The 22,662-nt window shown below is 70.9% G+C and carries 18 protein-coding genes; 8 read left to right on the forward strand and 10 right to left on the reverse strand.

Features of this window, described 5'->3' with window-relative positions; all coding sequences use genetic code 11:
• Positions 1-34 precede the first annotated feature (34 nt).
• The 3 genes from Q9G87_RS30980 to Q9G87_RS30990 are packed head-to-tail and all read left to right on the forward strand — an operon-like array spanning position 35 to position 1,900.
• Positions 35-424: a TraR/DksA family transcriptional regulator gene (locus tag Q9G87_RS30980; protein ID WP_305920039.1), complete on the forward strand. Its 390-nt coding sequence runs from the start codon at positions 35-37 to the stop codon at positions 422-424.
• Between the two features lie 35 nt (positions 425-459).
• Positions 460-978, forward strand: coding sequence for a signal peptidase II (gene lspA / locus Q9G87_RS30985; RefSeq protein WP_305920040.1), 519 nt, complete (start codon positions 460-462; stop codon positions 976-978).
• Positions 971-1,900: an RluA family pseudouridine synthase gene (locus Q9G87_RS30990; protein WP_305920041.1), complete on the forward strand. Its 930-nt coding sequence runs from the start codon at positions 971-973 to the stop codon at positions 1,898-1,900. The genes lspA and Q9G87_RS30990 overlap by 8 nt, the downstream gene beginning before the upstream one ends.
• Before the next feature lie 9 nt (positions 1,901-1,909).
• On the opposite strand, the gene Q9G87_RS30995 is transcribed toward Q9G87_RS30990, so the two are convergent.
• Genes Q9G87_RS30995 through Q9G87_RS31020 form a run of 6 tightly spaced genes read right to left on the reverse strand, consistent with a single transcriptional unit; the run spans position 1,910 to position 8,430 of the window.
• Complete coding sequence (locus tag Q9G87_RS30995) at positions 1,910-3,217, reverse strand: serine/threonine-protein kinase (protein ID WP_305920042.1); 1,308 nt, start codon at positions 3,215-3,217, stop codon at positions 1,910-1,912.
• A gap of 9 nt (positions 3,218-3,226) precedes the next feature.
• On the reverse strand, positions 3,227-3,538 hold the full coding sequence (locus Q9G87_RS31000) for an AzlD domain-containing protein (RefSeq protein WP_305920043.1): 312 nt from the start codon (positions 3,536-3,538) through the stop codon (positions 3,227-3,229).
• Positions 3,535-4,197 (reverse strand): AzlC family ABC transporter permease, encoded by a 663-nt coding sequence (locus tag Q9G87_RS31005; protein ID WP_305920044.1) that lies wholly within the window; start codon positions 4,195-4,197, stop codon positions 3,535-3,537. The genes Q9G87_RS31000 and Q9G87_RS31005 overlap by 4 nt, the downstream gene beginning before the upstream one ends.
• 10 nt (positions 4,198-4,207) lie before the next feature.
• Positions 4,208-5,050 (reverse strand): AraC family transcriptional regulator, encoded by an 843-nt coding sequence (locus Q9G87_RS31010; RefSeq protein WP_305920045.1) that lies wholly within the window; start codon positions 5,048-5,050, stop codon positions 4,208-4,210.
• Complete coding sequence (locus tag Q9G87_RS31015; protein WP_305920046.1) at positions 5,047-6,609, reverse strand: serine/threonine-protein kinase; 1,563 nt, start codon at positions 6,607-6,609, stop codon at positions 5,047-5,049. Before Q9G87_RS31015 ends, Q9G87_RS31010 begins: the two co-directional genes overlap by 4 nt.
• A gap of 9 nt (positions 6,610-6,618) precedes the next feature.
• A complete protein-coding gene (locus Q9G87_RS31020; RefSeq protein WP_305920047.1) occupies positions 6,619-8,430 on the reverse strand; it encodes a serine/threonine-protein kinase in 1,812 nt (603 codons plus the stop codon).
• Between the two features lie 287 nt (positions 8,431-8,717).
• Between Q9G87_RS31020 and Q9G87_RS60830 the strand changes: the two genes are divergently transcribed.
• Positions 8,718-9,635: a chorismate mutase gene (locus tag Q9G87_RS60830; protein WP_371825854.1), complete on the forward strand. Its 918-nt coding sequence runs from the start codon at positions 8,718-8,720 to the stop codon at positions 9,633-9,635.
• A 12-nt stretch (positions 9,636-9,647) separates the two neighbouring features.
• On the opposite strand, the gene Q9G87_RS31035 is transcribed toward Q9G87_RS60830, so the two are convergent.
• Positions 9,648-10,730 (reverse strand): SGNH/GDSL hydrolase family protein, encoded by a 1,083-nt coding sequence (locus Q9G87_RS31035; protein ID WP_305920048.1) that lies wholly within the window; start codon positions 10,728-10,730, stop codon positions 9,648-9,650.
• Between the two features lie 17 nt (positions 10,731-10,747).
• Positions 10,748-12,100, reverse strand: coding sequence for an amino acid permease (locus Q9G87_RS31040; RefSeq protein WP_305920049.1), 1,353 nt, complete (start codon positions 12,098-12,100; stop codon positions 10,748-10,750).
• 171 nt (positions 12,101-12,271) lie between these two features.
• Between Q9G87_RS31040 and dnaE the strand changes: the two genes are divergently transcribed.
• Positions 12,272-15,796: a DNA polymerase III subunit alpha gene (gene dnaE, locus Q9G87_RS31045; protein WP_305920050.1), complete on the forward strand. Its 3,525-nt coding sequence runs from the start codon at positions 12,272-12,274 to the stop codon at positions 15,794-15,796.
• Between the two features lie 77 nt (positions 15,797-15,873).
• A complete protein-coding gene (locus Q9G87_RS31050) occupies positions 15,874-17,244 on the forward strand; it encodes an amidase (protein ID WP_305920051.1) in 1,371 nt (456 codons plus the stop codon).
• Here Q9G87_RS31050 and Q9G87_RS31055 read toward each other — a convergent pair.
• Positions 17,241-17,753: a hypothetical protein gene (locus Q9G87_RS31055; RefSeq protein WP_305920052.1), complete on the reverse strand. Its 513-nt coding sequence runs from the start codon at positions 17,751-17,753 to the stop codon at positions 17,241-17,243. The genes Q9G87_RS31050 and Q9G87_RS31055 overlap by 4 nt on opposite strands.
• Positions 17,754-17,819: 66 nt before the next feature.
• On the opposite strand from Q9G87_RS31055, the gene murA reads away from it, so the two are divergent.
• Positions 17,820-19,127, forward strand: coding sequence for a UDP-N-acetylglucosamine 1-carboxyvinyltransferase (murA, locus tag Q9G87_RS31060; RefSeq protein WP_305920069.1), 1,308 nt, complete (start codon positions 17,820-17,822; stop codon positions 19,125-19,127).
• Between the two features lie 52 nt (positions 19,128-19,179).
• A complete protein-coding gene (locus tag Q9G87_RS31065; protein ID WP_305920053.1) occupies positions 19,180-21,405 on the forward strand; it encodes a transglycosylase domain-containing protein in 2,226 nt (741 codons plus the stop codon).
• Between the two features lie 649 nt (positions 21,406-22,054).
• Here the strand turns inward: Q9G87_RS31065 and ybaK are convergent.
• The gene (ybaK, locus tag Q9G87_RS31070) at positions 22,055-22,510 is read right to left on the reverse strand and encodes a Cys-tRNA(Pro) deacylase (RefSeq protein WP_305920054.1); all 456 of its coding nucleotides are present in this window, start codon (positions 22,508-22,510) and stop codon (positions 22,055-22,057) included.
• Positions 22,511-22,662: the final 152 nt, after the last annotated feature.

A 22,662-nucleotide genomic window follows, 5' to 3' on the forward strand; every position in this document is an offset into this window, starting at 1 on the left:
CCTTAACGGCCTTGATCAGCAATGGAGGCACGCCATGGCGGCAGTCACGCAGACCGCTACTCCTTCGATGTGGTCGGAGGAGGAGCTGGCTGAGGTACGCGGCACGCTCCAGTCGGAGATCGACGAGCTCAACGCCGACATTCTTCGCCATGAGACGGAGATAGCCTCTGGAGACGTCACCCAGGGCGCCGGAGATGACCAGGCCGACGCCGGTGCGAAGACATATGAGCGCGAACGCGAGATCGCCCTTACCCTGAATGCGCGCGATCTGGTCGCGCAGAACGAACGTGCGATCGCCAGGATCGACGCGGGGACTTATGGAGTGTGCGAATCGTGCCACAAGCCGATCGGCAAGGAACGCCTTCAGGCGTTCCCGAGGGCGACGCTGTGCGTGGCCTGCAAGCAGAAGGAGGAGCGCCGGTAGGCAGACCTCGGGGTCGTCTGTTCGCCGTCCTCATCGTGCTGGCGGCCGTCATCTACGCGGCCGACCTCATCACCAAGACGGTGATGCTGCGGACGCTTGAAGGCGAGGCGCCTCTGGTCGTCATCAAGGACGTCCTGCAGTTCCGGGTGATCTTCAACTCCGGTGCCGCGTTCAGCATCGGCACCGGGATGACCTTCGTCTTCACGCTGATCGCCGCGGCGGTGGTGGTGGCCATCGTCCGGACCGCGCGCAAGCTGGGCAGCCGCGCCTGGGCGGTCACGCTCGGCCTGCTGCTCGGCGGGGCGCTCGGCAACCTGACCGACCGGCTGCTGCGCTACCCGTCGGGGTTCGGCCGGTCCACGCAGCTCCAGGGGCATGTCGTGGACTTCATCGAGGTGCTGCCCGGGCACTTTCCCATCATCGACTACTTCCCGGTCTTCAACATCGCCGACTCGGCGATCGTCTGCGGCGGCATCCTCGCGGTCATCCTGGCCTGGCGCAACGTGCAGATCGACGGCTCCAGGGAGACCAAGGAGGCGACGAAGGATGACTGAGCAGCGCAGCCTGCCCGTGCCCGACGGGCTCGAGGGCGAGCGGCTCGACGCCGCCCTCTCGCGGCTGTTCGGCTTCTCCCGCACCCGCGCGGCCGAGTTGATCGGCGCGGGCGAGGTGCTGGTCGACGGCCGGCAGCCGGCCAAGTCCGACCGGGTGCACGCAGGCGCGTGGCTGGACGTGACCTTGCCGCCGCCGGTGACCACGCCCATGCCGGTGGCCGAGCCGGTGCCCGGCATGACGATCGTCTACGAGGACGACGACATCGTGGTGGTCAACAAGCCGATCGGGGTGGCCGCCCACCCGACCGTCGGCTGGACGGGACCCACCGTGATCGGCGGGCTGCTCGGGGCCGGGCACACGATCGCCACCAGCGGCGCCGCCGAGCGCCAGGGCATCGTGCACCGCCTGGACGCCAACACCACCGGCGCGATGGCCGTGGCCAAGAGCGAGCACGCCTACTCGCGGCTCAAGCGCGCCTTCAAGGAGCGCACGGTCGACAAGCGTTATCACGCGCTCGTCCAGGGGCATCCCGACCCGTTCCGCGGCACCGTGGACGCGCCCATCGACCGGCACCCGTCAGGCGACGGCCGTTTCGCGGTGGTGGCCGGCGGCAAGCCCTCCGTCACCCACTACGACACCGTCGAGGCGTTCCGCGCGGCCTCGCTGCTGGACATTAAGCTGGAGACCGGGCGTACCCACCAGATCAGGGTGCACATGGCGGCGCTGCGCCATCCGTGCGTCGGCGATCTGCTCTACGGCGCCGACCCGACGCTCGCCGCCCGGCTGGGGATCACCCGGCAGTGGTTGCACGCGGTCGCGCTCGGGTTCGAGCACCCGTCCACCGGGGAGTGGATGTCGTTCAGCACCGACTACCCGCAGGACCTGCAGAAGGCGCTCGACATCGTCCGCGACGAGTCCTGACCCCCGGCGTCAGCGGCCCTTCCCGGCCTTCTTCTTGTCCTTGTCCGACGCCCTGCCGTTGTCCGATCCTTCGACCGCGCCGGGTGTCTCGGCCGGCGTCTCCTCCTCGTCTTTCTCGTCCTGCTCGGACTTGGTGGGCGTCGGCTCCTCGGACTCGCTCTTCTTCTCGCGGCCGGGCGTCCTGGGCTGATCTCTCGTGGGAGGCGGTGTGCTCTGCGGCGCCGGCGGCTCGTACGTGGATTGCGGGGTGGTCTGCGTGACCGTCCCCGGCGCCTGCGACGACGGGGACGGGGTCGTCGTCGTGGTCACCACGACGGGCGTGGGCAGGGGAGTGCGCTGCGTGTCGTCCGGCCGGCTGGACCACCAGGCCGCGCCGCCGGTGACGAGGCCGACCAGGAGCGCGCCCGCGCCGATCGCGGCCAGCGGCAGCCTGCGTCGCGGCCGTCCCGTGGCCCCCGTCGTGACGGTCGCGGGCACGGGACCCGTCTGTTCGGGGACGCCGCCCGCCAGGATCGCGGTCAGCCGCCGCTCGGCCTCCTCCTGCGTCATGCGCTCGGCCGGGTCCTTGCGCAGCAGCGCGTGCAGCACGGGGGCGAGCACGCCCGCCCGGGCCAGTGGCTCCGGCTCGGCGTGCATGACCGCGCCGAGCGTGGCCAGCGCGTTGTCCCGCTGGAACGGCGAGTGGCCCTCGACCGCCATGTACAGCGTCACGCCCAGCGACCACAGATCCGAGGCGGGCCTGGCCGAGCCGCCCGCCGCGCGTTCGGGCGCCATGAAGGCGGGGGTGCCGATGAGGACACCCGTCCTGGTGACGGGCGCCTCGTCCTCGGTGGTGGCGATGCCGAAGTCGGTCAGCACCGCCCGGCCGTCCTCGCTGAGCAGCACGTTGTCCGGTTTGACGTCGCGGTGCAGCACCCCGGCCGCGTGCGCCGCGCGCAGCGCCTCCAGCAGTTGCAGTCCTAAGTTCGCGGCTTCGAGGGGGGCCATCGGGCCCTCCTCGCGGATCAGCTCGCCCAGGGTGCGCGAACGTACGAGCTGCATGACGATCCACGGGTGACCGCGCTCCTCGATCACGTCATAGACGGTCGCCACGCCCGGGTGCGCCACCCGGCCAGCCGCCCTGGCCTCGCGGAACGTCCGCACCGAGAACACCTCGCGCTCGGGCCCCGACAGATCGGGCGGTGGCAGCACCTCCTTCACCGCGACGTCGCGGCCCAGCACCTCGTCGTGCGCCTGCCACACCGTGCCCATTCCGCCCTTGCCGATCGTCCTGAGCAGGCGATATCTCCCACCGATCGTCCCCGCTGAATCGGACATGCACGGCGACTACCCCAGAAGAATCCGGGCAAGCGCGGTGACGACCGCCGCCGCGGCCAGAACGACGAGGAAAGGCGCCCTGAGCAGCAGCGCCACCGCGGCGGCGCCGAGCCCGGCCGTGCGGGCCGCATCGAAGCGCAGCCCGCCCGCCTCCGTGAACACCTGCACCGCGATCAGCGCCGCCAGCAGCGCCACCGGCACCAGTTCGGCGAACCGGCGCACCGCCGGATGGTCGAGCACCCGCCGCGGCGCCGCCAGCCCGGCCAGCTTGAGCGCGTAGCAGCCGGCGCAGACCGCGGCGATCGCCCACCACAGCGTCATCGGGCCATCACCGCCAGCACGGCAGCGGCCGACAGCAGCACCGGCACGCCGGGTGGCAGGAACGGGGTCGCGCACAGCGCGATCGCCGCCGCGACCGCGGCCAGCAGGCGCAGCTCCTTGCTCGCCGCCAGCCGGGGCCACAGGATGGCCAGGAACGCGGCCGGGCCCACCGCGTCCAGCCCCAGCACCCCCGGGTCGCCCAGGAACGACGTGCCGTAGGCCCCCGCCAGCGTGCAGAGGTTCCAGGTGATGTAGAGACTGGCGAACGTGGCCGTGAAACCGGCGCGCGCCGCCCCCTCGTCCGGCTGGGCGAGCGCCACGGCCGTGGTCTCGTCGATCACGCCGTGCGCGGCCAGCAGCCTGCGCGGGCCGCGCACCCGCAGCAGGTCGGCCAGGCGCAGGCCGTACAGCGTGTTGCGGCCGCCGAGCAGCAGCGCCCCCGCGGTGGCGGCCACCAGGTCGCCGCCCGCGCCAACCGCCCCGGTCAGGGCGAACTGTGAGGCGCCCGTGAAGGTCAGCAGGCTCAGCACGCACGCCTGCGGCACGGTCAGTCCGGCGATGATCGCGGCGGCCCCGAAGGCGAGCCCCGACAGCCCCACGGCCACGCCCACGCCCAGACCGTCCCGCACGGCGGCGGAACGATGTGTTGTCTGATCCATGGGCGAGAGGCTAGGCGGTGGGTGAATCGCCAGTCTTGTACGTTCCTGCGGCGCGCTGGTATGCGGCGGGCGGTACGCCCACAATGCGGCGGAAATGACGGGTCAGGTGGGCCTGGTCGGTGAAGCCCACCTCGGCGGCCACCCGCGCCGGCCGCATCCCCGACTCGAGAAGGTGACGCGCCCGGCGGACCCGCAGCGAGGTCAGGTAGGCGTGCGGCGGCAGCCCCGTCGCGTCCTTGAACGCCCGCAGCAACGCGAACGGCCGCGCTCCCACCGCGCCGGCCAGATCCTCCAGCGTCGGCGGATCCACCAGGCTCTCGTGCAGCAGGTCGCGGGCCTCCCGCACGGCCCGCCCACCCCCGCCGGGCAGCGCCGCGGCCGGCCGCGGCGCGGCGTGGCGCAGCAGCAGCCGGGCGAACAACGTGCGGCTCAGGGTCGAGGCGGCCAGCGCGTCACCGCGCTCGGCCGCCGCATGCGCCCTGCCGAGCAGCGCCGCCACCGGGTCGTCACGCACCACCTGATCGGGGAAGTGCGGCGTCCCGTGCGGCGCGCCCAGCTCGGCCGCGATCTCGGCCAGCGCGTCGATGGATGGGTAGAGCATGCGGTACGACCACCCGCCGGGCACGCCGGCCTGACCGGTGTGCACGGCGTCCGGGTTGACCAGCACCAGGTCGCCCGCGCCCGCCCGGTGGGTGACGCCCCGGTAGTCGAACTCCTCGACGCCCGTGACGATGAGGCCGATCGCGTAGCCGTCGTGCACGTGCCGGGAGAAGCGGTGGGTGACGTAGCGGGCCTTGAGCAGGTCCGTCTCCGGCACCGCCGGGTGCCGGAAGAAATGCGCCTGCTCTTTCACAGCGATTTGAAGGTCCTGGCGAACTTGGTGAAGTAGTGCTTGTCCTGGGCCCAGCGGGCGTCCGTGGTATCCCAGTACAGCGCGAAGGGGCGGCCGTCGCCGGTGTGGAAGCCGCGGTTGATCACGTGGATCAGCTGCTTGTCGCGGATCCGGGTGAACTCCCAGTCCGCGGCCGCGCGGCCGCGGTAGCGCAGCAGGGTGATGCCGATGCGGGTGTATCCCTGGAACTCGCCCTTGGCCAGGATCTCCTTCTCCAAGGCGAGCCAGGCCTGCTCCGGGCTCTTCCAGGAAACCTCGGGGGTGGTCCACTCCACGATCATCATCCCCGGGGAGCCGGGCCCCTTGAAGGAGATGCTGTCCCTGGTGGGGTGTTTCGTGGCCCGCCACCCCTCGGGTATCGCGATCGAGAACCGGCCGGCCGGGCTGGTGAACGTCCGCCATCCGGCCGGCAGCGTCTGGGCGGGCGTGGGCGCCGGGCCTGACGTGCTCGTGGAGGGAGCGGCCGTCGGGGTCGGGGTCGGGGTCGGGGTTGTCCTGCTGGTGTAGAGCAGCGTGCCGCCCGTGCCCACGGCGGCCGCCACTGCCACGGCGGGCAGCGTGACCCACAGCGTCCTGCCGCGGCGAGACCGCTCCCGGACGGCCGCCGGCCGCTCGCCCGCGGTCGGGTATGCCTGGGCCTCGCTCGTCGGGTGCCCCGGGCCGCCGGCGGGCGCCGGGCGCATCCCCTGCGTGGCCGTCGCCTGGCGCGGGTCGCCGGGGGCGTTGATCGCGGCCTCGTGCAGCAGCAGGGCGGCCTCCTCGGCCGGCATCCGCGTGCCCGGGTCCCGGCGCAGCAACCCCATGATCACCGGTGTGAGCGTCCCGGCCCGCGCCGGCGGCTCGGGCTCGTCCCGCAGCACCGCCGCGACCGTCGCCGCCCACGAGTCACGCTTGAACGGCGGCTCGCCCTCGACCGCCGCGTACAACGTCGCGCCCAGCGACCACAGATCGGACTCCGGCCTGGCCGGCTCGCCATTGAGGCGCTCGGGCGGCATGTAGGCGGGCGTGCCCACCAGCCCGCCGCTCGCGGTCAGCCCTGCCTCCGCCTCCAGCGAGGCGATGCCGAAGTCGGTCAGCACGACCCTGCCGTCGTCGGCCAGGAGCACGTTTTCCGGCTTCACGTCGCGGTGCAGCACCCCGGTGGCGTGCGCGGCCCGCAGGGCGTCCAGCACCCGGCCGCCGATCATCGCGACCTGCCCGGGCCGCAGCGGACCCTCCTCGCGCACCACCTGCGCCAGCGAGCGGGAGCGGACGAGCTGCATGACGATCCACGGGCGGCCGTCCTGCTCCACGACGTCGTGGATGACGACCACCGAGGGGTGGTCGAGGCGGCCCGCCGCCCTGGCCTCCCTGATGGTCCGGCGATTGAGCTCGGCCCGCTTGGCCTCGCCGACGCCCGCGTAGCGGACCTCCTTGATCGCCACGGTGCGGTCGAGCAGCTCGTCGTAGGCACGCCAGACCACGCCCATGCCGCCCTCTCCGAGCGGCTCGATGAGCCTGTAGCGGTTGCTGACCTGCACGTCGAAAGTTTACTTGGCCGGGACGAACGTCGCGGTGAACCCCTCGAAGAGGTGGTAGTCGTCCTTCCAGTGGCTGTTCAGCGTGTGCCAGTAGATGGCGTAGGCCCGCCCGTTGTCGGTGACGAAGCCCCGGTTGCGCACGCGGGTCTTGCCGGTGTTGGTGTTCCAGGTGAAGTCCCAGTCGGCGGCCGCCTTCATGTAGTCGACCTTCTTGATGTCGAGCAACTTGTAGCCGCCGAAGTTGTTCTTGAGCGAGGGTTCCTGCTTCTTCCAGTCCTTGTACGGGTCCGTCCCCGGGTTCGCGGCCTCCTCGATCATGAGGTACGCGTTCGGCGCCGCCCCCGGGCCCCTGAACTTGACCTGCCTGCCGCCGCGGGTCAACACGTCCCAGCCCTTGGGCAGCCCGATGGAGAAACCCATCTTCTTGTCCTTGTACATCTTCCAGCCGGCGGGCAGCGGGTCGGCCGACTTGGTCGGGCTGGGGCTCGGGCTGGGACTGGCGGTGGCGGACGGGCTCGGCGACGCGGACGGCGCCGTCGAAGGCGGCTGGGACGCGTCCGGCGAGGCCTGCGAGGCTGTCGCGGTGACCGGGGCGGCCTGCTGCGACCTGCCGGGGTCCGGCGTGCTGTCCTCGGGAGCCGAGCGCAGGCCAAGGTAGCCGCCCACACCGGCGACGAGCACGACCGCCACGGCCGCCGCGATGATCGGTCCGGGGCGCCGCGGGTCGGGCCGGCCCGCGTCGACCGTGGACTCGGCGGGCGGGTTCGGGCCCGCGGTCGCCGGGGTGAGCCGCGCGCCGGTCTCGGGCACGGCCGCCGGGGCGGGGGTGAGGGCGAGGTTGGGGTCGGTCGGGGTGTCGTCCTCGGCCGGTTCCTGGCGCGAGGGGGATTGGTAGGGCTGTTTGCGCGGCTTGGCCGGGACGGCCGCCTTACGCGGCTTGGCCGCGGTCGGCACCTCCAGGTGCTGAGCCGCGGGGAACGGCGCGGTCGGCGGCGGGCTCGACTGCGCGATGGCCCCGCGCAGGAGGCGCGTCGCCTCCTCGTGCGTGAGCCGCTGCACCGGCTCCTTGCGCAGCAACCCGCTGATCACCTCGGTCAGCGGGCCGGCGTTCCGTGCGGGATCCGGCTCGTCGGTCAGTACGGCGTGCATGGTCGCCAGGGCCATGCCCCGCTCGTGCGGCGAGCGGCCCTCCACGGCCGTGTACAGCGTGGCGCCCAGCGACCACAGGTCCGACTCACGCCGTGCGGGCAGGCCCTTGAGCCGCTCGGGCGCGATGAACGCCGGCGTGCCCGCCAGCCCCGTCACGGTCAGCTGCGTCTCGGTCTCCAAGGTGGCGATGCCGAAGTCGGTGAGCACGACCCTGCCGTCGTCGGCCAGCAGCACGTTTTCCGGCTTGACGTCACGGTGCAGCACGCCCGCCTCGTGGGCGCGGTGCAGCGCGTCCAGCACCGCCAGGCCGATCTCGGCCACCCGCTTGTGCGGCAGCGGCCCGTCCTGCTTGATCACGGCGCCCAGCGACCGCGACTGGACGAGCTGCATGACGATCCAGGGACGGCCGTCCTCCTCGATCACGTCGTGCACGACGATCACGTTCGGATGCTCGAATCTGGCCGCCGCCCTCGCCTCGCGCATCGTGCGCCGGTTCAGGAGCTGCACTTCCTCGCCCAAGGCGGCCGCGTATCTGACCTCCTTGACGGCGACGGTGCGGTCAAGGAGCTCGTCGTGGGCGCGCCAGACGATGCCCATCCCGCCCCTGCCGATGGGTTCCTGCAGCTGGTAGCGGCCGGCGATGCGACGTCCGTCCTGCTTCCGATCCGACATCAACGGCCTCAAACCCTCCCTCTAGGCCAAGAAATACTCCCATAGCGAGGGATCAACGGCGACTCGCCGGAAGGTCAGTCCGCCATATGAGAACGAGCGTCCAGCAGGTGGAGGGGTGGGGTAGGGTCTGAATATGACTTGTCGCTACGCGTTTACCGAGCCGGCTCCGGGAGGGCCGGTCGGCGGCTAGCGACCACCTGGAGTCGGCACAAGGCAGAGACGCCCGTCTCTGCCTTTTTGGTTTTCCCCGCCGGCTTCAGGGAGCCGGCCCGAAGGTGGAGTCAAGAATGTCATCGACGTTGGAACGGCACGCGGTCGCCGTCGGAGACCTGCTCGTGGGCGACGGGCCCGCCGTGGTGATCGGCAGCAGGGTGAGCCTGCGGGCTCATGGCGGGCGGGCGGACGCCTACGAGGTGTTGCGGGATCGGGTCACGCTGGCGGAACCGCACTCGGCGGCCGATTTGCCGGCGATCGCCGAGCTGGCGGACGCCGTGGTGGTGGGGGCCTCGTGGACCCGCGACATCCCGCTGGTGCGCGCGGCGGCCGGGCTCGGGCTGCCGGTGGTGGTCGAGCGGCGGCCGTCGGCGCCGGTGGAGGAATGGCTGGGCCTGGCCGACTACTGCGCGAGTGAGGGGGACGCGCGGGTGATCCTCTGCGAAGGAGCTCGGGGACACAGGCCGACGGCCCGGCCCGGCCAGGCCATGGGCGGGTGGCCCGACCTGGGCCTGATGCGAGCGGCCCGGATGATCTCGGGCCGGCCCGTCCTCGCCGACGTCTCCGGGGACCTCGGGCTGTCGGCGGCCGCGGTGGCGGCCGGCGCCGACGGCCTGATCATCGACAGCGCGGGTCCCGAATCGGCGGCGGACTCGCTGGCGGCCCTGCGCGTGGCGGAAGAGGCCGTGACCGTCGTCGGCGCGCTGCTGCGCCCGGAGGCGCCCGCCACGTTGCCGGAGTGCCGTGCGGCGATCGACCGCGTGGACGCCGCCCTGGCGACCCTCCTCGAGCAGCGCGCCGCCCTGGCGGGCATCGTGCAACGCATCAAGCCGGTCGGCGGGTTCGCGGGGCGGGACATGGCCAGGGAACGCGCTCTGGTGGCGCGGATGGCCCTGCGGGCGCCCTCGCTGGGCCAGGCGCGCCTGGCCCCCATCATGAACGCCGTGATCGAGGCCGGCCTCCACCTCGCCGAGGAACGCGCGGCACAGTGAGCCGGGGGACGGCTATGGGGTGGCGAGGTGGAAGTTGTTCATGGGACGCCCCGGGCCGGCCGCGATCTGCTTGGTGATCAGACCGGCGAAGAGGCGGTAGCCGTCGCCCGTCGGGTGGTAGCTGCGGGCGTTGACCCTGAGCTCCTCCATGTCCATGTGCAGCCCGTTCAGATAGGGTTGCGGCCGCCCCACCTCGTGCCCGGTGAACGCCTCGTAGGCGTCGACGTATTCGACGCTCCCCGGCCCCTCGAAGGCCGCGATCGCCCGGTCGAACTCGGCCACCACCGACCCCACCGTGTCGTTGAGCCGCCGCGTCACCCCGTTGAGCCACCGCTGGTCCTCGACCGTGAGATTGTCCACGGAAGCCACGGGATCCCGGGGGAACGGCCGCGGGTAGCCGAGCACGACGATCCTCGCGTGGGGGGCGCGGACGCGCAGCTCGCGCAGGACCTTGGACATGTCGGTCCGCAGCCGCTCGATGCGGCCGGCGACGGCCGCGTCCTGATCGACGCAGGCCGACGACCACGGCAGCTTGGCGATGCAGGCGGTCAGGACCTTGGTGAAGCCGGCGTCGTTGCCACCGATGCTCAGCGTCACCAGGCTCGCGGCCGGGCCCACGCGGGTGATCTGCGGCCGGTGGCCCCACTGGCCGGAGAAGAGCTGGCCGGTGGTGGCGCCGCTGCAGGCGTAGAAGGCGGTGCCGCCGGCGAAGCGGTAGGTCTGGGCGACCAGCGGCACGTAGGAGCCGGTGGCGCGATGGCAGCGGTCGGCGCCGTCGTTGAGTGGCTGTTTGTCCAGCTCGTAGACGCCCTCGCCGGAGGAGAAGGAGTCGCCGAGCGCGACGTATGCGCCGCTCTGCGCGACCTGCACCGGCGTCAGGCGGACCACCTGGGGTAACCCGCCGCGCGGCGGGCCGCCGTCAGGGCAGCCCGCGTCCAGGAGGGCGCAGGCCAGCTTGGGGTAGACGCCCAAGGGCAGCAACGCCAGCGCGAGCGCGACGCCGGCGGCCGCGGCGGCGGCGATGTGGACGATGTGGACGATGGTGCGCCGTCTCGACTCCTGCAGCGCGGCCTCCCCCCGGAACGGCGACTCCATCGAGGGTAACCTGGCGATCAGCGCGCCGCGTTCGCCACGCGCCGCCGCTTGACGGCCAGCCAGCCCAGCGCGATGGCCACGGCCAGCGCGGGAATCAGGAAGAACGCGATCCGCTGATCGCGGTCGGCGAACGGCATCAGCAGCACCACCAGCGCCAGGAAGCCGAGCGTCAGCCAGTTGGTGTACGGCGAGCCTGGCATGGGGAACGTCGAGCGGTGCCCCGACCGCCGCAGCCGGGTCTGGCAGTGGACCAGCACGCCCCAGGTAGTGATCACGCCGAGCGAGGCGACCGCCGTGGCGATGTTGAACGCCCGCTCCGGCAGGAAGTAGAACAGCGCCACCCCCGCCAGGAACGTGGCCGCGGTGAACACGATGCCCCCGATCGGCACGTGCCGGGTGCTGAGCGCCCCCGCGAAGCGCGGCGCCTCGCTCTTCATGGCCATCGAACGCAGGATGCGGCCCGTGGCGTACAGGCCCGAGTTGCAGGACGACATCGCCGCCGTGATCACGACGAGGTTCATGGCGTCGCCCGCCCACGGGACGCCCAGACCGGAGAAGACCGTCACGAAGGGGGACTCGCCCGCGCGGTAGGCCGTCCACGGCAGCACCATCGCCAGCAACGCCACCGAACCCACGTAGAAGATCGCGATGCGCCACACCACGCCGTTGATCGCCTTCGGCATGACCTCGTGCGGCCGCGCCGTCTCGCCCGCCGTGATGCCGACCAGCTCGATCGACGCGTACGCGAACACCACCGACTGCAGGCTCATCAGCACGAGCGGGAACCCGGTCGGGGTGAAGCCGCCGTGCGCGACCAGGTTGTGCGGTCCCGCCTGGCCGACGGAGAAGACCACGAGCACCAGCCCCACCACGAGGAAGACCGTGATCGCCAGGACCTTCAGCATGGCGAACCAGAACTCCAGCTCCCCGAACAGCCGGACCGACAGCAGGTTGACCGTCAGCACGAAGCCCAGCGCGATCAGCGCCGTCGCCCATTGGGGGAACGCCGGCGCCCAGTAGTGGATGTAGGCGGCGATCGCGGTCAGCTCGGCGATACCGGTGAACGCCCAGTTGACCCAGTACATCCAGCCGCTGGCGAAGGCCGCCCACGGGCCGATGAACTCGTTCGCGTACTCGACGAACGACCCCGACACCGGGCGGTAGAGCACGAGCTCGCCCAGCGCGCGCATGACGAAGAACGCGGCGAGCCCGGCGGCGGCGTACGACAGCACCAGGGCGGGTCCCGTGGCGGCCAGCCGGCCGCCGGCGCCGAGGAACAGGCCCACCCCGATCGCCCCGCCGATCGCGATCATCTGGACCTGCCGGTTGCCCAGCGCGTGTGTGTATCCTTCGTCCGTTTTCGTGCGCACCGAGTGTCTCCTCCACTACTTTCAGTAACTGAGACGATATCGGTGCAGGTCAGCACGCCGGCCACCGGCACGCCGTTCCGGCTGATCGCGCCGTGCGGCCCCGGAATGTCGGTCCGGGCCACTAGAGTCAGAGCGCATCAAACACAGCTTCAGACCGGGAGGCGCCGCTCCATGTCGTCCGACTCGTTCGTGCATCTGCATGTGCATACGGAATATTCGATGCTCGACGGCGCCGCCCGTCTGAAGCAGATGTTCAAACAGGTCGGCGAGCTGGGCATGCCCGCGATCGCGATCACCGACCACGGCAACATGCACGGCGCCTACGACTTCTACAAGCAGGCGACCGGCGCCGGCATCAAGCCGATCATCGGCATCGAGGCGTACGTGGCGCCGGAAATCCGCCACAACAAGCGCCCGGTGCTGTGGGGCGAGCCGCACCAGAAGAAGGACGACGTCTCAGCGGGCGGCTACTACACCCATATGACGATCTGGGCCCGCAACAAGACGGGCCTGCACAACCTGATGAAGCTCAGCTCGCGTGCCTACACCGAGGGCTTCGTCCGCAAGTGGGCGCGCATGGACGCCGAGATCCTCGCCGAGCACGCCGACGGCCTGATGGCCACGACCGGCTGCCCGTCGGGCGAGGTGCAGACGCGGCTGCGGCTGGGCCAATACGACGAGGCGGTCAAGGCCGCGGCGAAATTCCAGGAGATCTTCGGCAAGGACAACTTCTACCTGGAGATCATGGACCACGGCCTCGACATCGAGCGCCGCGTCCGCGACGGGCTGACCAGGATCAGCAAGGAGCTGGACATCCCGCCGCTGGTCACCAACGACTCGCACTACACCTACGAGTCCGACGCCCCCTCCCACGACGCCCTCCTGTGCATCCAGACCGGCAAGCAGTTGTCGGACCCCGACAGGTTCCGCTTCGACGGCAGCGGCTACTACATCAAGAACGCCGACGAGATGCGCGCGGTCGACTCCTCCGACCTGTGGGCGGAGGGCTGCCGCAACACGCTGCTGGTGGCGGAGAAGGTCGACCCGGCCGGCTTCTTCGAGCACAAGAACCTCATGCCGACCTTCCCCGTCCCGGACGGCATGACCGAGGAGCAATACTTCCGCCAGGAGGTCTGGAAAGGGCTCGAGCGCCGCTTCCCCGAGGGAGTGGACGACGAACACCGCGAGTGGGCGGAAAACGAGCTGCGGGTCATCCTCCAGATGGGCTTCCCGAGCTACTTCCTCGTGGTCGCCGACTTCATCATGTGGGCCAAGAACAACGGCATCCGCGTCGGCCCCGGCCGTGGCTCGGCGGCCGGCTCGCTGGTGGCGTACGCGCTGGGCATCACCGACCTCGACCCGATCCCGCACGGCCTGATCTTCGAGCGCTTCCTCAACCCCGAGCGCGTGTCCATGCCCGACGTCGACATCGACTTCGACGAGCGCAGGCGCGGCGACGTGATCAGGTATGTCACCGAGAAGTGGGGCGCCGACAAGGTCGCCATGATCGCCACGTTCGGCACCATCAAGGCCAAGGCCGCCATCAAGGACGCCGGCCGCGTCCTGGGCTACCCCTACGCGCTGGGCGACAAGGTCTCCAAGGCCTTCCCGCCCGCCGTCATGGGCAAGGACATCCCGCTGGCGGGCATCTTCGACAAGGACCACCCGCGTTACGCCGAGGCCGGCGAGCTGCGCAGGCTCTACGAAGAGGACGTCGACGTCAAGGCGACGATGGACCTCGGCAAGGGTCTGGAGGGCCTGATCAGGCAGACCGGCGTGCACGCCGCCGGCGTGATCATGTCGGCCGAGGTGCTGACCGACTACATCCCGGTCATGCGCCGCGACTCCGACGGCGCGATCATCACGCAGTTCGACTATCCGACCTGCGAGACGCTCGGCCTGCTGAAGATGGACTTCCTGGGCCTGCGCAACCTCACGATCATCGACGACTGCCTGAAGATGATCGAGTCCACCACCGGCGAGCAGATCGACCTGCTGCAGTTGCCGCTGGACGACCGCAAGTCCTATGAGCTGCTGGCCCGGGGCGACACGCTCGGCATCTTCCAGCTGGACGGCGGCGGCATGCGCTCGCTGCTGCGGCTCATGCGCCCCGACAACTTCGAGGACATCTCCGCGGCCCTCGCGCTCTACCGTCCCGGCCCGATGGGCGCCAACTCGCACACCAACTACGCGCTGCGCAAGAACGGCCAGCAGGAGATCGTCCCGATCCACCCGGAGCTCGAGGAGCCGCTGAAGGAGATCCTGTCCACGACCCACGGCCTGATCGTCTATCAGGAGCAGGTCATGGCCATCGCCCAGAAGGTCGCCGGCTACTCGCTCGGCGGCGCCGACCTGCTGCGCCGCGCCATGGGCAAGAAGAAGAAGTCCGAGCTGGACAAGCAGTTCGAGTTCTTCGAGAAAGGCATGCAGGACAACGGCTTCTCGGCCGCGGCCATCAAGGCGCTGTGGGACATCCTGCTGCCGTTCTCCGACTACGCCTTCAACAAGGCCCACACCGCCGGCTACGGCCTGGTGTCCTACTGGACGGCCTACCTCAAGGCCAACCACCCGGCCGCCTACATGGCCGCGCTGCTGTCGTCGGTGAAGGACGACAAGGACAAGTCGGCCCTCTACCTCAACGAGTGCCGCCGCATGGGCATCAAGGTGTTCCCGCCGGACGTCAACGACTCCGACTTCGACTTCACCCCGCGCGGCACCGACATCCGCTTCGGCCTGTCGGCCGTCCGCAACGTCGGCGCCAACGTCGTCGACGGCATCATCGCCGCCCGCAAGGAAAAGGGCCGCTTCGCCGACTTCAAGGACTTCCTGCGGAAGGTGCCCGCGCTCGCCTGCAACAAGCGGGTGATCGAGTCCCTGATCAAGGCGGGCGCCTTCGACTCGCTCGGCCACGTGCGCAAGGGCCTGGTCATGGTGCACGAGCAGGCCGTCGACGCGATCATCGACATCAAGAAGAACGAGGCCATCGGCCAGGACTCGTTGTTCGGCGGGGTCGACGGCGGCGAGGACCAGACGTTCGACGTGCAGATCCCGCCGGGGGAGTGGGACAAGACCACCCTGCTGCAGTTCGAGCGGGAGATGCTGGGCCTCTACGTGTCCGACCATCCGCTGTTCGGCGTCGAGCACATCCTGTCGGCCGGGGCCGACTGTTCGATCGCCGCCCTCCAGGACGACAGCCGGCCCGACGGGCAGATCGTGACCGTGGGCGGCATCCTGAGCGGGGTGCAGCGCAAGGTCACCAAGAAGGGCGACACGTGGGTGCTGACCCAGCTGGAGGACCTCGAAGGGGCGATCGAGGTGATGGTCTTCCCCTCGGCCTACCAGCTGTGCTCGACGATCCTGGCCGAGGACGCGATCGTGTTCGTCAAGGGCCGGATCGACAAGCGGGAGGACGTCGGCAAGATCATCGCCATGGAGGTGACGGCGCCCGACCTGACGCAGGAGGCGGGCGGGCCGCTGCTGGTGAGCCTGCCGCTGACCCGCTGCACGCCGCCGGTCGTGAGCCGCCTGAAGGAGATCCTCACCACCCACCCGGGCACCTCCGAGGTCCATCTGCAGGTCCACAACGGGCCCAAGACGACCGTGATGCGCGTTGACGACCGCCTGCGGGTGACCCCCTCGCCTGCCCTGATGGGCGACCTCAAGCAGCTGCTCGGCCCGGCCTGCCTAGGGGCCTGATCTCGACGAGGCGGAGGGGCGGCGGTGGGCAACCCTCGCCGTCGCCCGGCCGCCCCGCGTGGGGCAGGATCGCAAGAGTGAGCGAACTGCACTACCTCAGCGCGACCGAGCTGGCACACCTGATCCGCACCAGGCACGTGAGCGCGGTCGAGGTCGTCCAGGCCTGCCTCGACCGCATCGAGGAGGTCAATCCCCGCGTCAACGCCATCGTGACCCTGGTGGCCGAGCAGGCCCTGGCGGCGGCCAAACGCGCGGACGCGCGCGAGCCGGAGGGGCCGCTGCACGGCCTGCCTGTCGCGCACAAGGACCTCGTCGACACCGCCGGCATCCGCACCACCTACGGCTCGCCGCTGTTCGCCGGCAACGTTCCCGGCCAGGACGACCTGATCGTCCGGCGGCTGCGGGCCGCGGGCGCCATCACCGTCGGCAAGACCAACACCCCCGAGTTCGGCACCGGCTCCCACACCGTCAACGAGGTCTTCGGCGCCACCAGAAACCCCTACGACCTCACCAAGTCGGCCGGAGGCAGCAGCGGGGGAGCGGCCGCGGCCCTCGCCACCGGCATGGTGCCGCTGGCCGACGGGTCCGACATGGGCGGCTCGCTGCGTAACCCGGCCTCCTTCTGCAACGTCGTGGGCCTGCGTCCCACCCCCGGCCGGGTGCCCGTCGTGTCCGACTCCAACGCCTGGTACACGCTGTCCGTCCTCGGTCCCATGGCGCGCACGGTCGAGGACGTCACGCTGATGTTCGGGGCCATCGCCGGGTTCGACCGCCGCTCGCCGTACGCGATCAAGGAGGTCTTCGCCCCGGAGCCGGAGGAGGGGGTCGCGGGCCTGCGCGTCGCCTGGAGCCCGGATCTGGGCGGCTTGCCCGTAGACCCGCGGACGGCGGCCGTCACCGCGACCGCGCCCGCCGTGTTCGAGCGGCTCGGGGCGCGCGTCGAGGAGGTCGAGCTGGATCTGTCGGAGGCCGAGGACGCCTTCCGCACCTACCGGGCCTGGAACTACACGCTGTCCTTCGGGGATCTGGACGGGCTCGGGCCCAACACCGCGTGGAACGTCGAGCAGGGCCGCAAGGTCACCGGGGCCGACCTGGCCTGGGCCGAGCAGGCACGCAGCCGCCTCTACCAGCGCATGGCCGCGTTCTTCGACACCTACGACGTGCTGATCACGGTGGTCAGCCAGGTGCCGCCGTTCCCGGTCGAGCATCCGCACGTCAGCGAGATCAATGGGCAACGGCTGCCCGACTACCTCGCGTGGATGCGCTCGGCGTACTGGATCAGCGTCCTGCACGCGCCGGCGGCCTCCGTCCCGGCCGGGTTCACGCCGGACGGGCTGCCCGTGGGGGTGCAGATCGTCGGCAGGCCGTTCGAGGACGCCAGGGTTCTGCGCGTGGCCCGCGCGTTCGAGCAGGCCACACAGCACGGGCTGCGCCGCCCGCCGCTTTAGAGCGGCTCCCCGTACGGTTGCCGCAGCGGCGACTCCCGGTACCCGTGCATGCCCTCCAGCAGCCCGAACAACCCCACCGCGAGCAGCGGCCAGGACAGCAGCACACCGTCGGCGGTCAGCTTCAGCGCGCCCGGGACGATCTTCACCCCGGGCGCCGCCGCGGCCTCCACCGCGACCGCCCCGATCGTGAACGTGGACCCGATCCAGTACGTCAGCGCCGCGGCCACCAGCCCGCCCGCGCACAACCCGAGCAGCACCCCCGGCATCCAGCGCCGCCCGGCGAACCACGCGACCCCGCCGCAGAGCAGCCCCATCCCGCCTGTGATCATCGCGAACCAGCCATCGGCCGCGATCAGTGCCTGCGTGGACGGGTCGGCCAGCACCAGCCCTTGCTCCGTGACCTGGTACGGAGCCCGCGGCGACACGCCCGACCAGAGCAGCCCGGCTCCGAGCCCCAAAGTGGCGAGTGTGAGGACAGTTACCGCAAAAGCGCGCACTTCCCTCGTCACGCCACTCCCCTTCACAAGTACATCCGAATCAGCTTGATGGTATCCCCCGGTTAGGCTCGCTTCGTGATGCAAGAAGAGGTCTGGTTGATAGAGCCCTCCGGTCCGCTCCGGGGGGACGTCGAGGTACGCGGTTCCAAGAACGGCGTGTCCAAGCACATGGTCGCCGCCATGCTCGGCAGTGGGGAGAGCAGCATTCACAACGCCCCTGAAGTGGGCGAGGTCGGTATCACCGCAGCCATGCTGGAGGCGCTCGGCATCCACGTTCAGATCTCCGGATCGGAGATCAGGATCGAGCGCGGCCCGGAGATCGAGCCGCGGGTGCCCGACGCGTTCACGGGGCTCAACCGCATCCCCATCCTCATGCTCGGGCCGCTGCTGCACCTGGCGGGGGAGGCGTTCGTCCCGCTGGTCGGCGGCGACCCGATCGGGCGGCGGCCGGTGAACTTCCATGTCGAGGCCCTGCGCTCGATGGGCGCCGAGGTGGAGGTCGGCGACACCGGCATCTACGCCAAGGCCAAACGCCTCAACGGCACCAGGATCGAGCTGCCCTACCCGAGCGTGGGCGCCACCGAGACGGTGCTGATGTCGGCGGTGCTGGCCGAGGGCAAGACGGTGCTGAAGAACGCCGCCATGGAGCCCGAGGTGGTGGAGCTGGCGCTGTTCCTGCAACGGATGGGGGCCAGGATCGAACTGTCGCCCGACCGCAGGATCGTCATCGAGGGCGTCGAACGGCTGCGCGGCGCCTCCACCTGGCTGACCGGTGACCGCATCGAGGCGTTCTCGTACCTGGCGGCGGGCCTGGTCACCGGGGGAGAGGTGCGGGTGCACGGCTGCCCGCAGGACCGCCTGGTGACCGCGATCACCACGCTGGCCAGGATGGGCGCCCAGTTCGCCATCAACGACGAATACCTGTGCGCCACCGCCCCGCCGGAGGGGCTGCGCGCGGCGGCCGTGCAGACCGACACCCACCCCGGGTTCATGACGGACTGGCAGACGCCGCTCATGGTGCTGTTCACGCAGAGTCAGGGCATGTCCGTCCTGCACGAGACGGTCTTCGAGAACCGCCTGGTGTACGTGCCCGCGCTGCAGAAGATGGGCTGCGAGATCGAGGTGTTCGACCAATGCCTGGGCGGGCCCGCGTGCCGCTACCACGACACCAACTCCCGCCACTCGGCGGTCGTGCGCGGCGTGTCCAAGCTCAAGGGCGCCGACGTCACGCTGCCGGACATCAGGGCCGGGTTCTCGGCCGTGCTCGCGGCCGCGGTCGCCGACGGGCCGTCCACGCTGCGCGGCGTGCACCACATCGAGCGCGGCTACCACCGGCCGTTCCAGCAGTTCGCGTCGCTCGGTCTGAACATTCGCAGGGACCAGTAAAGAGGTAGGAACCGGGCGTTTGCTGGCGTTCGGGTGGATGCAGATTTTCTACGTGACCGTACTCAAATCCGTCGGCGGACTCGGGCTGGCCGGGGCGGTCGGCGGCGTGCTCGCGGCGGGACTGGCCGCACCCGTGGTGAGCGGGGGCGGCCTCGCGGCCAAGAATGTCGCGAACACCTTCGTCGACGACCTGCCGCCCGCCCCGCGCGAGGAGCCGCTCGCGCAGGTGACCAGGCTGCTGGACAAGGACGGCCGGACGTTCGCCCAGTTCTACGAGGCGAACAGGACGGCCGTCCCGCTCCGCGCCATCGCCCCGGTGATGCGCAGGGCGATCGTGGCCATCGAGGACGCCCGCTTCTACGAGCACGGCGGCCTCGACGTCAGGGGCACCTTCCGGGCGCTGCTCACCAACACCCAGGCAGGCGGCATCCGGCAGGGCGGCTCGTCGCTGACCCAGCAGCTCGTCAAGAACATCCTGGTGGAGAGCGCCCGCACCGAAGCCGAACGCGACCGGGCCCGCGCGCCGAACCTGGCCCGCAAGATCACCGAGCTGCGGTACGCCCTGGCGCTCGAACGCAAGTACCGCAAGGACGAGATCCTGGAGCGGTATCTGAACATCGCCTACTTCGGCGCCGGCGCGCATGGCGTGCAAGCGGCGGCCCGCCGCTTCTTCTCCACGTCGGCCTCCCGGCTGACCCTCACCCAGGCGGCCACGCTGGCGGGCGCCGTGCGGATACCGTACTCGACCGACCCGTCGCTCGGCGCCGCCCACCGGGCGCGGCTGCGAGAGCGGCGGGACCTCGTGCTGGACCGCATGGCCGGGCTCAAGCTGATCACCCAGCAGGAGGCGGCGAACGCCAAGAGCTCGCCCCTCGACCTCAAGCTCAGGCCCGAGCCCGGCGGCTGCGAGCAGAGCAACTACCCGTTCTACTGCCTGTACGTCAAGCACGAGCTCCTGTCCAATCCGGTGTTCGGCAACACCACGGCCCAGCGGCGGGCCAGACTGGCCAGGGGCGGCCTGGTGATCAGGACCAGCCTCGACCCGCACGCGCAACGGGCCGCCGAGCGGGCAATCCGCCGCCACGTGCACCCCCAGGACACCGAGGTGGCCGCCGAGGCCATGGTGGAGCCGGGAACGGGGCGGATCAGGGCGATGGCGGCCAGCAAGGAGTTCGGCCGCAACCCGGGCAACCGCAAGAACGGCCCCAGGACCACCTTCAACCTGCCCGCCGACGTGGCGCACGGTGGCGGGCAGGGCTTCCAGGCCGGGTCCACGTTCAAGGTGTTCACCCTGGCCACCGCGTTGAAGCAGGGGTGGAGGTTCGGCGACGGCTTCCAGACGCCCGGAGCGCTGGTGCCCGGCCAGGGCTACCGCAACTGCAAGGGCCGGCCGGTCAACGACCCCGACACCCGCGTGCTCAACGCCAGCGGCGAGGGCGAGGGCGGCCCGCACAGCATCGAGACCGGCACCTGGAAGTCGGTGAACATCTTCTACATGATGCTGGAGCGCAAGGTCGGGCTCTGCAACGTGGTGAAGACCGCCAGGGCGCTCGGCGCCGTACGGGCCGACGGGAGAGCGCTGCGCGAGGTGCCGACGTTCACGCTGGGCGTCAACGAGATGGACCCGGTGACGGTGGCGGCGTCCTTCGCGGCGTTCGCCGCCCGCGGGGCCTACTGCCGGCCACTGGCCATCGAGGAGATCGTCGGCAGGAACGGGCGGCGCACCCACGTGCCGCCGGCCTGCGAGCAGGCCATCGAGCGGCCGGTCGCCGACGCGGTCAACCATGTGCTCACGGGGGTGTTCGACAAGGGCACCATGAAAGGGCAGGGCCTGGACCGGCCCGCCGCCGGCAAGACCGGGACCAACAACGGCTACACCTCGGCCTGGTTCGCCGGCTACACGCCGCAGCTGGCGGCGGCGGTCAGCGTCGGGGACATCCGGGGCTCCTACCGTTTCCCGCTGCAGGGCGTGCAGATCGGGGACCAGTACTACGGCTCGGTGCAGGGCGCGTCGCTGCCCGGGCCGATCTGGGTGGAGTCGATGCGGCCCGCGCTGCGCCACGTCGAGCCTCGGGGGTTCCCCGGGCCGAACATGGCGCGCTTCGGCGGCGGTCACACGCCTGGTCTGAAGGAGGCCCTGGCCGAGGAGGAAAAGCGCGAGAAGCGGCGCGGTGACCGGGCCTTCGCCAAGCGTCATCGCAAGCTCTTGCGGTGGCTGCTCGGCCGGAGCCCGGCCGCGCCGTCCCCGGACTGGCCGCTCCGCCGCCGCCGGCACTAGCGCCCGCGCCGGCACTAGCGCTCGCGTCGGCACAAGTGCATGCGTCGGCACAAGTGCATGCGTCGGCACCAGTGCATGCGTCGGCACAAGTGCATGCGCCGGCACAAGTGCATGCGCCGATACCAGTGCACGCGCCGATACCAGTGCACGCGCCGATACCAGTGCACGCGCCGATACCAGTGCACGCGCCGATACCAGTGCACGCGCCGATACCAGTGCACGCGCCGGCACCAGTGCACGCGCCAGCACAAGTGCACGCGCTGGCACCAGCGCACGCCGCCCGAAGCTAGCGCACGCCGCTGCCACTAGCGCACGTCGCCCGCCATCAGCGCACGCCGCCCGGCCAGCGCACGCTGCTGGCGTTAGCGCACGTTGCCCCAGCGCACGACGCTGGCACGAGCGCACGCCGCCCCGGCGTCAGCGCACGGCGATGGGGCCAGCGCCGTGCGCTGACGCCAGGCACTGTTGCGCGATGCTCGCCCGGGCGGCGCGCTGCTCGAGGAGGGTTGCCAGGGCGGCGTCCACGCGGCCGATCGCCGCACGGCTCTCCGGCAACGTGGCGGGCGCCTCCGGGCGCAGTAGCGCGCCGCCTGGCAGTAGCGCACGCCGCGGCCCCTTCCTGGGACGCCGGGTGCCTGCGGAAACGGGCCTAGGCGGTCTTCCCGATGGGCGCCGTGACGGCCCTGGTGAGCGTGATGAGGTTGTCGGGCGCGGTCTCGATCTGCAGCCCGCGCTTGCCGGCCGAGAAGTAGATCGTCTCGAAGTCGAGCGCCGAGGAGTCGACCACCGTCGGCAACTGCTTGCGCTGCCCCAGCGGGCTGATGCCGCCCACGACGTAACCGGTCACCCGCTCCACCTTCGCCGCGTCGGCCATCGCCGCGCGCTTGCTGTTGAGCGCGCTCGCCAGCGCTTTGAGGTCGAGCTTGCCCGCCACCGGCACCACCGCCACCGCGAGCCCGCTCTCGACCTCCGCCACCAGCGTCTTGAAGATCCGCTCGTAGGGGACTCCGAGTGCGTCCGCCGCTTCCTCGCCGTAGGCCTGGGCGGCGGCGTCGTGCTCGTAGGGGTGGAGCGTGAAGTCGGCCTTGGCCTTCGTCAGGGCCATGGTGGCCGGGGTGCCGCCCCCTTTGCTGTGCCGTGACACGTTAGTTGGAACCGAGGCGTTGTCGTGAGCTGTGGTTCTGGCTTTCCGGGACATGGTTGTTGAACATAGCGGGTCACGCTACTTGGCACCGATGACGAGTTGCCACGACTGTT

It is taken from the genome of Nonomuraea turcica (genome assembly GCF_030718205.1).
Taxonomy (GTDB): domain Bacteria; phylum Actinomycetota; class Actinomycetes; order Streptosporangiales; family Streptosporangiaceae; genus Nonomuraea.